The organism is Paenibacillus sp. EPM92, assembly GCF_016586185.1.
GTDB classification, from domain to species: domain Bacteria; phylum Bacillota; class Bacilli; order Paenibacillales; family NBRC-103111; genus Paenibacillus_G; species Paenibacillus_G validus.
Genome location: NZ_BCPS01000018.1, coordinates 19259 through 30842, shown reverse-complemented (window position 1 = coordinate 30842; position 11584 = coordinate 19259). Strand labels below are relative to the sequence as shown.

The following is an 11584-nucleotide window of genomic DNA, read 5'->3' as shown; positions in this document are numbered from 1 at the left end:
GGGCTTATCCTACAAGTTTCCGAAGGAAACTGCTTCGGAAGCATATGGTATCCCCACAAAGTGACGTGAAGCTGACGAAGCTGATTCCGATTACTTTGCGTGGGCCCCAATAAAAGCATTCAGCATGCTGAGTTTCGTATCCAGTTTTCAGGGAATAACAGAACCCTAGCCAGTCCTCATGGATGAGCTAGGGTTCTTTGTTTTACGCTATATACTGGAATAGAAAAACACGTCCTATTATTGGGTATAACAGGACGTGTCGTGAGGATTGATTTTCAATAATCCGCTAGACTTGTATTTGCGAAATATAAAGATGATCATAAGGCGCGGCAGAAGCAGCCATACGTGATAAAACATCGCAAACAGCAGCACATCGGTCGACAGCCACGGATAGAAACAAGCTAAAATTAACAAGACGATCCAAAACAATTGATTATGAAGCCGGAGGACTTTAGCCAGCGCGATGTAATTGCCGGGGGTATACCCGAACCAAGGCATTCGGAACGACCAGCGCCATGCCTTTGGAGCCTGTCCTTCCTTCGTGCGGTGAAGGGTGTGTAGAAATACGGCATGCACCAGCGGAATTCCGAAGAGGACAACGGCGAAAGACAGCAGTTCAATGTGTAGCAGCGCGTAGATCCAAGCCAGAACGGTCAGCAGCCAGTAAGCATAATGATGGACGGCCTTGTGGTGAACTCTACGTAACAAACGATAGTTGTAAATCGTCGAATCTTTGGATAGGGTCCGGTCGTTGTTCATCGTATCACGTTCATCCTCGCCGATTAACTAATATTTCAGTATTACTATTATCGGTCATGGAGCAACAAATTTGAAGATAGGGTGCACCGGATGAGCTCTTTTGACATAAAAATAGTTCATAACCGTTTATTCTTGAGAGAATAGGACATACTGATAGAAAAGAAGAATAGAGGTGAACACTGCATGAATGAATCGTTGCAGAACGACTATACAGCCTCTTGCATTATTTGCGGACAAGAAAAGGCAAATGGCATCATGATTATTACTGAATTCATTTGCGAAGAGTGCGAGACGGAGATGGTTCGAACGGATGTCAGCGACGTGAAGTATCCCTTCTTTATTCATCAGATGAAACAAATTTTATATAAAAAGAATGCGTAATCGGTAGGTTTGCCCGTGTCCAAAGCTCCTTTGTCTCAAGAAGGGATGGAAGCGGGCTTTTTAGTTTGGTACAATACTGCTATCCATGTGATTCTGGTTAGAAATGAGGCGTGTCGCACGTGTCGGAACGGAAACGTCCGTTATTTGAAGCCATGCGGACTTACGATCATTTACATACAAGCCGCTTTCATGTACCCGGACATAAGGGCAAGGCGGAAGCTTACGAGGAGGCCGCGTCGTATTACGGGCCGATATTGGCTCTCGATGTGACGGAGCTCCCGGGAACGGATGACCTGCATCATCCCGAGGCGGCGATTCTAGAGGCGCAGCGTCTGGCAGCGTCCTGCTTCGGGGCGGACGAGACGTTCTTTCTCGTAGGCGGCAGCACGGTCGGCAATCAAGCGGCGATCTTAGCGGCCTGCCGTCCCGGAGAGCTGTTGCTTGTACAGCGGGATGCCCACAAGTCAGTGATTCACGGACTGATGCTGGCGGGGATCAAGGCTGTATTTATAACGCCGCGGCAAGATCCGGCCAGCGGGCTGTTTACCGGCTTGCAAAGGCAGGACGTTGAAGAAGCGCTCCGTCGGTATCCCGAAGCCCAAGGCTTATTGGTAACCTGCCCTACTTATTACGGAGTAAGCGCCGATTTGAAGCCGCTGGCCGACCTGCTGCATGCGCAGGACAAGCTGCTGCTCGTCGATGAGGCGCACGGCGCTCACTTCGGCTTTCACCCGGAGCTGCCGCTCTCGGCGTTGTCGGCAGGCGCGGATGTGGTCGTGCAATCGACGCATAAGATGCTGACGGCGATGACGATGGGTTCGATGCTGCATGTGCAGGGAGATCGGATCAACCGGAAGGCTCTGCGTCAAGCTCTTGCCATGCTGCAAAGCTCGAGTCCTTCCTATCCGATCATGGGCAGCCTGGATTTGAGCCGTGACTGGCTGCAGGAGCAAGGGTTTCAAGCTATAGATGAAGGGTTAAAGGCTATTAACAGTCTGAAGCTCGAACTGCAAAAGAATCAAAGATGGCGAACGGTCGAACCGAACGGGACGAGCAGGAGGTGTGACCCTTTTAAAATGGTGCTTGAGGATTCCTATGGAATCTTGAGCGGTTTCGAGCTAAAGGAGCAGTTGGAGCGGCGCGGCTGTTACGCGGAAATGGCTGACCCGGAACGTGTCGTTCTCGCTTTCGGTCTGACCGGGCAGCACCAAGAAGCGCAGCGGTTGCTGGGAGCGCTGAAGGACATCGAGGCCGGATTAGCGGCAAGCAAAGGAAACGGGCGAGCCCAGCCCGACATAGGGAGGCATCAATCCGAGTCGTACGATTGCCCCGAGGCTTCAAATTCGCCGCACGAGCGGCAAGACCTGATCGGACAGCCGGTCTCTTTTACGATAGAGTCCCTGCACAGGGAGGAGCCGGACGTAAGCCACGTACCGTTGGAGCGCTGTGAGGGCAGGATAGCCGCCGAAATGATCGTACCGTATCCGCCGGGAATTCCGCTCTTATATCCGGGTGAGTATATTGGAAAGCGAGTGTCGGCGGAACTGAGGCGTCTTGCCGCAGCAGGGGCTCGTTTTCAAGGATATGATGTGTCGGGACGAAAGACGGTGCCGGTTTATGTATCATCGAAGTAACGTATACAGCGGGCTCCAACATCTTACTTAGCAGGACAGGGGACATAAAGTTGAAAACAGGTTATTTCATCACGGTGGAAGGCGGAGAGGGCGCAGGCAAAACATCGGCCATCGAAGCTATAGTGAGTACCGTCGAGGAACTCGGATATGAAACGATTTCGACGCGTGAGCCCGGGGGGATTCCCATTGCCGAGCAAATCCGCGCGGTCGTGCTGGATACGAAGAACACCGCCATGGACAAGCGTACGGAAGCACTGCTTTACGCCGCGGCGCGCCGTCAGCATTTAACGGAAAAAGTGATTCCCGCGCTGCAATCGGGCAAGGTTGTCGTGTGCGACCGTTTTATCGACAGCAGCCTGGCCTATCAAGGGCATGCGCGCGGGCTCGGCGTAGATGAAGTGCTCGCCGTGAATCGCTTTGCGATCGGGGATTGGATGCCCGATCTGACTCTATTCCTGGATGTTAGCCCGGAGGTAGGCCTCGGCCGGATTCGCGCCGATTGGAGCCGGGAAGTGAACCGTCTCGATCTCGAGGAGATGCGGTTTCACGAGCTTGTAAGAGAGGGGTATCGCGAAGTGCTGCGGCGTTACCCGGAGCGCGTCCGCCGTATCGATGCGGAACAAACGCCCGATAAAGTTGCGGAGCAGATCCGACAAATCGTGAACCAAACGCTGCGGAATCGAGTATGATGAGATAAGAAGGAATTTAACAAAGGTTTGTCTAATTATATATAGAGAACGCGGATAAGAATCCTTGTTAAAGGAGGCTGGATGTATGAAATTGGTGATTGCCGTCGTCCAGGATAAAGATAGCAACCGTTTATCGAACGCGCTGATTAAAGCAGGGTTTCGTGCGACGAAGCTGGCTAGTACGGGGGGCTTCCTTCGGGCCGGAAACACGACGTTTTTGATTGGGACCGAAGACGATCGTGTGAACGAAGCGCTGCAAGTCATTAAAGCTAACTGCAAAATTAGGGAGCAGATGGTAACCCCGGTTTCCCCGATGGGAGGAACAACCGATTCATACATCCCGTTCCCCGTCGAGGTTCAAGTGGGAGGAGCCGCCGTTTTCGTGCTGCCGGTCGAACGTTTTGAACACTTCTAGAAGAGAGGTACGCCCATCGTGAAAATTAACCCGGGATGGCGTCCCGTCGGCAGTGAATGGATTCGCAACGAGAATACGTCGTCCCAGCAGCTTCAGCAAAAGTCGTTTCATGACATGATGCAGCATCAATCCGAGCGGGCCACCCGGGAACAGCTTCAGCGCATGCTGGCTCAAATCGATCAGCAAGGCCAGCGTTTAGCCAAGTCGATGACGGTGCGCGAGCTTCGGCAGTACAAGCTGATGGTGAAGCATTTTCTGGAGGAGACGGTGCGGCGCGGCGTTCAGCTTCGCGAGACGCGGGGATGGGACAGGCGCGGCCGATCCAAGCGGTATAAGCTGCTTGAAGAAGTCGATCAGGAGCTGCTGGGGCTAGCCGACGATATGCTGTCGACCGAAGAAGGTCGCATTGATTTGCTGCAGAAGATTGGAGAAATTCGCGGCATGCTCATTAATTTATTTTTCTAATTAACGACGGCTGCGGATTTCGCTTGATATAGGGAAAGGAACAAAGAGCGTCATGTCGTTTCAAGCGATTGTAGGACAAGAACGGGTTAAGCGCATGCTGCAAAACAGCATTCGAACCGATAAAGTGTCGCATGCCTATATATTTACCGGGCCGAGCGGCTCCGGACGCCGTGAAATGGCGAAAGCGTTCGCGATGGCGTTGTACTGCAAGGTGCTGCCTGACGATGCCTGCGGCGAATGCCTCGACTGCCGTAAAGTGGCCCATGGCAACCATCCGGACCTCCACTGGCTGAAGCCGGACGGCGCCTCGATCAAAATCGAACAAATCCGCGAGCTGCAGAAGCAGTTTGCGTACCGGTCCACCGTATCGGGCTTGAAGATGTACGTGCTGGAAGACGCGGACAAAATGACGACGCAAGCGGCCAACAGCCTGCTGAAATTTCTGGAAGAGCCATCGTCGCAGGTGGTTGCGGTACTCATTACGGATAACGGGCAAGCGCTGCTGCCGACGATACGCTCGCGCTCGCAATGGGTTCCTTTCGTGCCGATGATGCGTCAGCAAATGCAGGATTTGCTGCTGAAGGAAGGCCATTCCCCGGTGCTCGTCCAGATCGCCGTCCGATTGGCGGCGGGACCGCAAGCCGCGCGCGCAATGATTCAAGGAAATGGGTTTGCAGAAATTCGAAACCTAGTGATACAATTGACTAGAGAAAGCTTGACTCGGCTGCCTGTCGCGCTTCTGACCGCACAACAGAAGCTGTCGAAAGGCGAGCTCGGCGATCGGCTTTCGCTTTGGTTGGACATGCTGATTCTGTGGCTCAAAGACATGGTCCAGCTGGGTACGGGCCGCCGTGAAGGGATCGTCTTCTCCGACCAAACGGAGTGGATGGCCAAAGAGGCGTTAAGCCGGCCGCCCCAACACTGGATCGCGTGCCTGGATCAAGCGATTGAGACTCAGAAACGATTGCGGTTTCATGCCAATCCCCAGCTTGCGCTGGAACATATAATAATGCAGCTTAAGGGGGTGTAGGATTGTTCTCTGTTGTGGGAGTCCGCTTTAAGAAAGCGGGTAAAATTTATTACTTCGACCCGAGCGATTTGCCGGTCGACCAAGATAGCGCAGTTATCGTGGAGACGGCGCGCGGCGTGGAATACGGGAAAGTCGTCATCGGTCGCAGAACCGTGGGCGAATCGGATGTCGTGTTGCCGCTCAAGAAGGTTATACGCATCGCCGACCATCAGGACGCGAAGCTTGTGGAGGACAATAAACTAGCGGCGAAGAACGCGTTTGCCGTTTGCCAGGACAAGATCAAGGATCACCAGCTCCGGATGAAGTTGGTTGACGTTGAATATACATTTGATCGCAACAAAATCATCTTTTATTTTACGGCGGAAGGCCGTGTCGATTTCAGGGAATTGGTTAAAGATTTGGCCAGTGTGTTTCGTACGCGGATCGAACTTCGCCAAATTGGCGTTCGCGATGAAGCGAAGATGCTCGGCGGCATCGGCCCTTGCGGCAGAATTTTATGCTGTTCGTCGTTTCTTGGCGATTTCGAGCCGGTATCGATCAAGATGGCGAAGGATCAGAACTTGTCGCTCAATCCGACCAAAATATCCGGTCTATGCGGTCGCTTGATGTGCTGCTTGAAGTACGAGCACGATAACTATGAAAGCGCCAAAGACGATCTGCCCCGTGTAGGCAGCGAAGTGATTACATCGTTCGGCAACGGCCGCCTGATTTCGATGAATGTGGCGGAACGAATGGCGAAGGTACAAGTGTTTGAGCTTAAGAAAGTGATGGATCTCCCATTAGATGATGTGGTGGAGTATCACGGATAAGGGAACGGCTCTCTCTGAGGTGATGGCAATCGTGGTGAAAAGGGACATTTTCATTCAAATCGATCAAATGGAAGAGCAAGTGGGCACGTTGTATGCGGAGCTCGGTCAAATCAAACAACAAATTATCGAGCTATTGGAAGAAAACAAACGACTCGGTATAGAAAACAGTCAGCTGCGCAAGCTGTTAAAGAAAGATGCCGCACCGGCTCTTGCGGATCCGGCTTCCTCGGAGGAGGAAGCGGCGAGGATAAAAGAGGTTACCGGTGAAGGTCTCGATAATTTAACTCGGATTTACCATGAAGGCTTTCATATTTGCAATGTAAACTACGGTCATTTACGGACCGAGGGCGATTGTTTGTTCTGCATGTCGTTTCTAAATAAATAAGAACACTAGCCGTAGGGAGGATTGACTTCTCTACGGTTTTTTTGGAAGAAAGAGGAGTTGTCACTTGGAACAATCCGTACCTGTATATGAGCGTGAGCGCATCGATGATTTGCTGACGCAAGATTTGAAAATTATCCAAAGCGAGGATGTTTTCAGCTTTTCCCTGGATGCGGTGCTGCTCGCAAGGTTTTGCTCGGTACCGACTCGCGGGCGTATGATCGATCTTTGCACCGGGAACGGTGTTATTCCGTTGCTGTTGACGACTCGAACGCGGGCGCACATTACGGCCGTTGAAATTCAGCCGCGGCTGGCAGAGATGGCGCAGCGGAACGTCAAGCTGAATCGGCTGGACGCACAAATCGATATCAGGCAGGGCGACCTGCGCAGCGCCGTTCAGGATATTGGACACGGACTGTTCGATGCCGTGACGGTCAATCCGCCCTATTTGCCTGTTCCTAATGGCGAACAAAACATCAATGAGCATGTAGCCGCCGCACGCCATGAGCTGTTCTGCACGTTGGAAGACGTCATTCGTGTCAGCAGCCGGCTGGTCCGAACCGGGGGCAAGGTAGCGATGGTGCATCGGCCGAGCCGGCTGGTCGAAATTTGTACGTTAATGCGGGAGTACCGTCTGGAACCGAAACGGATTCGTTTCGTGCATCCGCGGGCGGACCATGAAGCCAACATGGTGCTGATTGAGGGAATGCGCGACGGGAAGCCGGAAATTCGCACGCTGCCCCCGCTGATCGTTTACAAAAATCAGAACGAATACAGCGACGAACTGATGGACGTATACTTTGGTCGTCGGCTGACGCTGGATCATAATCCGGACACTTATTAATAGAAGGAATCGATGCGCGTGAACATTCAAAAAAGCTATAATAACGAGTCCGGCAAGGGAAAACTGTACTTGGTCGGCACGCCGATCGGCAATCTCGAGGACATGACGTACCGGGCTGTCCGGATTTTGCAGGAGGTTCGGTGGATCGCGGCGGAGGATACGCGCCAGACGCGCAAGCTGCTGACGCACTTCGACATCAGCACACGGCTTGTCAGTTATCATGAGCATAACAAACATGCCAGCGGGCCGGAGCTCATCCGGCTCATGGAGAGCGGAGACGATATCGCGCTGGTCAGCGATGCGGGGCTGCCCGCCATTTGCGACCCAGGGGCCGATTTAGCCAGACTGGCGATTGAGGCGGGCATTGCGGTGGTCCCGATTCCGGGAGCGAACGCGGCGTTGTCCGCTTTAATCATGTCGGGCTTGCCGACGGAGCGGTTTCTGTTCGTCGGGTTCCCGCCGCGTGACGCCAAACCGATGGAACAGGAGCTTGCCACCTGGAGACGGGAAGCGGCTACAGTGATCGGTTATGAATCGCCTCACCGGATTGTGAAGACGCTGACGCGGATGGCGGAAGTTCTTGGCGAAGAACGGGAGGTTTGCCTGACCCGGGAGCTAACGAAAAAATATGAGGAAGCCGTCCGCGGTACGATCCGCGAATGCCTCGCCTATTTGGTTGACCATCCGCCGCAGGGTGAATACTGCTTCATCGTTCGCGGCGGGGCGGGTGACGGGGGAATCCCGGAGGAGACGGCGTGGTGGACCGGCCTCTCGCCTGAGGAGCATGTGGCCCGATACGAAGCGGACGGGCTGGACCATAAGGAAGCGCTTAGGAGGGCTGCGCAGGAGCGCGGCGTTCCGAAACGCGAATTGTATAATTTGCTGCATCAAGGTTGATCGGCACAAAAAAATACCCTGATTCGGGGCAAGCTCGAATCAGGGATATAGAGGAGATATGAAAAAGGTTAGAATTACCATAGTTAATATTGCTATTTATATTATAACCTATTTTTTTTATTTTGTCACAGGTATTGGCATTTCAGATAAACATTCGTGACAAACAATTTTTCCTTTGAAATAAGAGACGTTCTCGGCGTTTCCGCAGAAGATACAGGCCGGCTCATATTTCTTCAACATGATGCGCTCGCCGTCTACATAAATTTCCAAAGCGTCCTTCTCGCCAATGCCAAGCGTTCTGCGCAATTCGATTGGAATAACAACACGACCAAGTTCGTCGACTTTTCTTACGATACCAGTTGATTTCATCATAATAATAAAATTCCCCTCTCCAGAAGTTGTTTATTTTAGAATGAATGCGAAGCGGAATGAAAATAATCGTCATGTTTCGACATAATTCTTTAAACCTATGATACCAACCATTCCCAAAATAGTCAACCTAAAAATGCAACACCAAGTGACAATTTATGGACCTGGCTGCTAGATTAGTATAACATGGAATAGAATAACGCTACTAGTAGAGCCAAAATGTTGGTTTTACTTACCAAAAGTCTCTTTATATATCCATAAAATGTAAATCTATACGCCGTGTCGAAACAAAAATTTGGAATAAATAAATCGACAACATTCGACAATTTTCAATGTTTTGGCGGAATATTGTCGATCAAAACCTGCAAATTGCGAGGAGGGATACCATGCAACAACCGATGGAAGAAGAAAAAGTGTTTAAAGATCCGGTTCACAAGTATATCTATGTGCAGGATCAGACGATCTGGGATCTCATCAATACCCGGGAATTTCAACGGCTGCGCCGCATCCGTCAGCTGGGAACGTGTTTTCTCACCTTTCACGGCGCCGAGCATAGCCGGTTCTCGCATTCGCTGGGTGTTTATGAAGTAACACGCAAAATCATCTCGCAGTTCGAGCGTAATCAATATGAAGATTGGCCGAGAGAAGAACGTCTGTTATGCTTGTGCGCGGCGCTTCTGCATGATGTCGGACACGGTCCCTTCTCGCATTCGATTGAGAAAACGTTCGGGACTCACCATGAGGATTGGTCATGCCGAATCGTACTCGGCAACACGGAAGTCAACGAAGTGCTGAAACGCGTTTCTCCGACGTTCCCGCAGCAGGTAGCGGGCGTTATTGCCAAGACGTACCAGCAAGAAATCGTCGTCAGCCTCGTCTCGAGTCAGCTGGACGCGGACCGGATGGATTACCTGCTGCGCGATGCTTATTTCACCGGCGTAAATTACGGCACCTTCGATCTGGAGCGAATTTTGCGCGTGATGCGGCCGTATCAAGGACATATCGTAGTTAAGGAAAGCGGGATGCACGCCGTTGAGGATTATTTGATGTCCCGATACCAGATGTATTGGCAAGTGTACTTCCATCCGGTTACCCGAAGCGCGGAAGTCGTCCTGCATAAAATTTTTCAAAGAGCCAAACAACTGTTTGAAGAAGGGTATCCGTTCCACTTTCTGCTCGAACCGCTGCCCAGCTTGTTCGGCAATCGGCTGACCACGGAAGAATACCATTTGCTGGATGAAGCGTTGATGCAAACGGTGCTGATGCAATGGACGATGGAAGAGGATGCGGTGTTGGCTGATTTGTGCTCACGCTTCTTGCAGCGGCGTTTATTCAAATATGTAACGCTGGAAATTATGGACGTCGGCATGCTGGAACGGCTTCGTGAAAAAATGGGCAATCTAGGATTAGATCCCTCCTATTACCTGGAAGTCGATTTCCCGTCCGATCAATCCTATGATGTGTACCGGCCGGGCGAACAGGATGAGAAACTGCCGATTTTATTGCTCGATGCGCACGACACGTTGACGGAAATCTCGCGAAAATCCGAAATCGTGCGTTCGATCAGCGGGATCCAGAACGGAAAATACCACCTGTATTACCCGCAGGAACTCGTATTGAAACATCTTCCAGCTTTGGATAAAGAAATTCGGAAGCTGCTAAGATCTTAAACGACATATAGAAGATGAAGGAGAAAACGTTATGCTAATCGACACACATGCACACCTGAATGCGCCGCAATTCGATGAAGACCGACACGAGGTGATTGCGCGCGCAAGAGACAACGGAATAAGTCGAATCGTGAATATTGGATTTAATCGGGAGACGATTCCAAGCTCCTTGGCGCTGGCTGAGCAGTACGATTTCATCTACTCGACGGTGGGCTGGCATCCGACGGAAGCCAAAGATATGAGGGAAGAAGATCTCGCCTGGATCGAATCGTTGTGTCGTCACGAGAAAGTGGTTGCCATCGGCGAAATCGGGCTTGATTACCATTGGGATACGTCGCCGAAAGACGTACAGAATCGGGTATTCCGCGAACAAATTCGTCTGGCCCGCAGGGTCGGCCTGCCGATTGCGATCCATAACCGCGATGCGCATCAAGACGTCGTACAAACGCTGCGCGAGGAGAAAGCGGCGGAGGTCGGCGGCGTGATGCATTGTTACTCCGGCAGCTGGGAGACGGCCAAAATGTGTCTCGATATGAATTTTTACATTTCTTTCGGCGGCCCAGTAACTTTCAAAAATGCCAAGCAACCGAAAGAGGTACTCGAGAAGGTGCCGATGGACCGGCTTTTGATTGAAACCGATGCGCCTTATTTAACTCCGCATCCATATCGGGGCAAGCGAAACGAGTCCGCTTACGTCCGTCTTGTCGCCGAAACGGCGGCCGAAATCAAGGGCATTTCGATCGAGCAATTAGCCGAAGCGACGACTCGAAATGCGATGGAACTTTTTCGTTTAAAGTGAGTGTGTTGGGCTCTGGGAAACGCTTGCATAAACGCTGTTACTTATAGCGAATCGAGAAAAATAAAGAAAACAGCTAAATCGGTTCGTGCGAATGAGAGATAGATGTATTTTATTCATGTAATGAGTATATTTAAACGAAAATGGGTAAAAACCGTTCTTTTTTTATACGTTTGTATACTTTACAACCAAACCCCTCGCGTCGTACACTCAATAATAACTTCATACGATTACCAGAATTCCAACATCGCTGAGTTTCCGAAAGGAAAACGGGGGAACCACATCGCGGCGGTCCATTCATGATTGCCAAGGTGTTTTTTAGGGGTGAATCTCTGGGGCGGGCAACTGTCCCGGGGTAGGGCGACTCTCAAGTCCGAATCCGTCAGCTAACCTCGTAAGCGTCTAGAGAGAGGTAACGCATTGTCGTGTGCTTTTATTTTCATT

Annotated in this window: 14 protein-coding genes and 1 riboswitch; of the genes, 12 read left to right on the top strand and 2 right to left on the bottom strand. The window is 51.4% G+C overall.

The genetic code is table 11. The features are described 5' to 3' along the window. Positions 1-237 precede the first annotated feature (237 nt). Entirely contained in the window at positions 238-759 is a 522-nt protein-coding gene (locus tag JMF85_RS03025) for a hypothetical protein (protein WP_127610152.1), read from the bottom strand. 183 nt (positions 760-942) lie between these two features. Between JMF85_RS03025 and JMF85_RS03020 the strand changes: the two genes are divergently transcribed. The 10 genes from JMF85_RS03020 to rsmI all read left to right on the top strand — a co-directional run bounded on the left by JMF85_RS03020 (position 943) and on the right by rsmI (position 8305). After that, a complete protein-coding gene (locus JMF85_RS03020) occupies positions 943-1140 on the top strand; it encodes a sigma factor G inhibitor Gin (protein ID WP_127610150.1) in 198 nt (65 codons plus the stop codon). A 119-nt stretch (positions 1141-1259) separates the two neighbouring features. Next, the gene (locus JMF85_RS03015; protein ID WP_236595713.1) at positions 1260-2774 is read left to right on the top strand and encodes an aminotransferase class I/II-fold pyridoxal phosphate-dependent enzyme; all 1515 of its coding nucleotides are present in this window, start codon (positions 1260-1262) and stop codon (positions 2772-2774) included. A 50-nt stretch (positions 2775-2824) separates the two neighbouring features. Continuing rightward, positions 2825-3463 (top strand): dTMP kinase, encoded by a 639-nt coding sequence (tmk, locus tag JMF85_RS03010; protein ID WP_141336432.1) that lies wholly within the window; start codon positions 2825-2827, stop codon positions 3461-3463. Positions 3464-3548: 85 nt separating this feature from the next. Further along, positions 3549-3878, top strand: a complete 330-nt coding sequence (locus tag JMF85_RS03005; protein WP_054797911.1) for a cyclic-di-AMP receptor — start codon at positions 3549-3551, stop codon at positions 3876-3878. A gap of 18 nt (positions 3879-3896) precedes the next feature. Continuing rightward, on the top strand, positions 3897-4343 hold the full coding sequence (locus JMF85_RS03000) for a YaaR family protein (RefSeq protein WP_054797912.1): 447 nt from the start codon (positions 3897-3899) through the stop codon (positions 4341-4343). A gap of 52 nt (positions 4344-4395) precedes the next feature. Continuing rightward, positions 4396-5373 carry a DNA polymerase III subunit delta' gene (holB, locus tag JMF85_RS02995; protein WP_054797913.1) on the top strand — a complete coding sequence of 326 codons (978 nt, stop codon included), beginning with the start codon at positions 4396-4398 and terminating at the stop codon, positions 5371-5373. Between the two features lie 2 nt (positions 5374-5375). Beyond that, positions 5376-6182, top strand: a complete 807-nt coding sequence (locus JMF85_RS02990; protein ID WP_127610144.1) for a PSP1 domain-containing protein — start codon at positions 5376-5378, stop codon at positions 6180-6182. A gap of 31 nt (positions 6183-6213) precedes the next feature. Continuing rightward, positions 6214-6567, top strand: coding sequence for a DNA replication initiation control protein YabA (gene yabA / locus JMF85_RS02985; protein WP_054797925.1), 354 nt, complete (start codon positions 6214-6216; stop codon positions 6565-6567). Positions 6568-6631: 64 nt separating this feature from the next. Then, on the top strand, positions 6632-7408 hold the full coding sequence (locus JMF85_RS02980) for a tRNA1(Val) (adenine(37)-N6)-methyltransferase (RefSeq protein WP_155615567.1): 777 nt from the start codon (positions 6632-6634) through the stop codon (positions 7406-7408). A gap of 12 nt (positions 7409-7420) precedes the next feature. Next, positions 7421-8305: a 16S rRNA (cytidine(1402)-2'-O)-methyltransferase gene (rsmI, locus tag JMF85_RS02975; protein WP_155615568.1), complete on the top strand. Its 885-nt coding sequence runs from the start codon at positions 7421-7423 to the stop codon at positions 8303-8305. Positions 8306-8422: 117 nt separating this feature from the next. Here the strand turns inward: rsmI and JMF85_RS02970 are convergent, their stop codons facing one another. After that, complete coding sequence (locus tag JMF85_RS02970; protein ID WP_010501678.1) at positions 8423-8677, bottom strand: AbrB/MazE/SpoVT family DNA-binding domain-containing protein; 255 nt, start codon at positions 8675-8677, stop codon at positions 8423-8425. A 383-nt stretch (positions 8678-9060) separates the two neighbouring features. On the opposite strand from JMF85_RS02970, the gene JMF85_RS02965 reads away from it, so the two are divergent. Both JMF85_RS02965 and JMF85_RS02960 read left to right on the top strand, forming a co-directional pair. Further along, complete coding sequence (locus tag JMF85_RS02965; protein WP_127610140.1) at positions 9061-10344, top strand: HD domain-containing protein; 1284 nt, start codon at positions 9061-9063, stop codon at positions 10342-10344. Positions 10345-10375: 31 nt separating this feature from the next. Next, entirely contained in the window at positions 10376-11143 is a 768-nt protein-coding gene (locus JMF85_RS02960; protein WP_054797916.1) for a TatD family hydrolase, read from the top strand. Between the two features lie 235 nt (positions 11144-11378). Next, positions 11379-11557: riboswitch (cyclic di-AMP (ydaO/yuaA leader) on the top strand. The last annotated feature ends 27 nt before the right edge of the window (positions 11558-11584 follow it).

Excerpts from the sequence above, each read along its gene's own strand:
- JMF85_RS03025 (WP_127610152.1), bottom strand. The coding sequence starts at position 759 with ATGAACAACGACCGGACCCTATCCAAAGATTCGACGATTTACAACTAT.
- JMF85_RS03020 (WP_127610150.1), top strand. The coding sequence starts at position 943 with ATGAATGAATCGTTGCAGAACGACTATACAGCCTCTTGCATTATTTGC.
- JMF85_RS03005 (WP_054797911.1), top strand. The coding sequence starts at position 3,549 with ATGAAATTGGTGATTGCCGTCGTCCAGGATAAAGATAGCAACCGTTTA.
- holB (WP_054797913.1), top strand. The coding sequence starts at position 4,396 with ATGTCGTTTCAAGCGATTGTAGGACAAGAACGGGTTAAGCGCATGCTG.
- rsmI (WP_155615568.1), top strand. The coding sequence starts at position 7,421 with ATGCGCGTGAACATTCAAAAAAGCTATAATAACGAGTCCGGCAAGGGA.
- JMF85_RS02970 (WP_010501678.1), bottom strand. The coding sequence starts at position 8,677 with ATGATGAAATCAACTGGTATCGTAAGAAAAGTCGACGAACTTGGTCGT.
- JMF85_RS02965 (WP_127610140.1), top strand. The coding sequence starts at position 9,061 with ATGCAACAACCGATGGAAGAAGAAAAAGTGTTTAAAGATCCGGTTCAC.
- JMF85_RS02960 (WP_054797916.1), top strand. The coding sequence starts at position 10,376 with ATGCTAATCGACACACATGCACACCTGAATGCGCCGCAATTCGATGAA.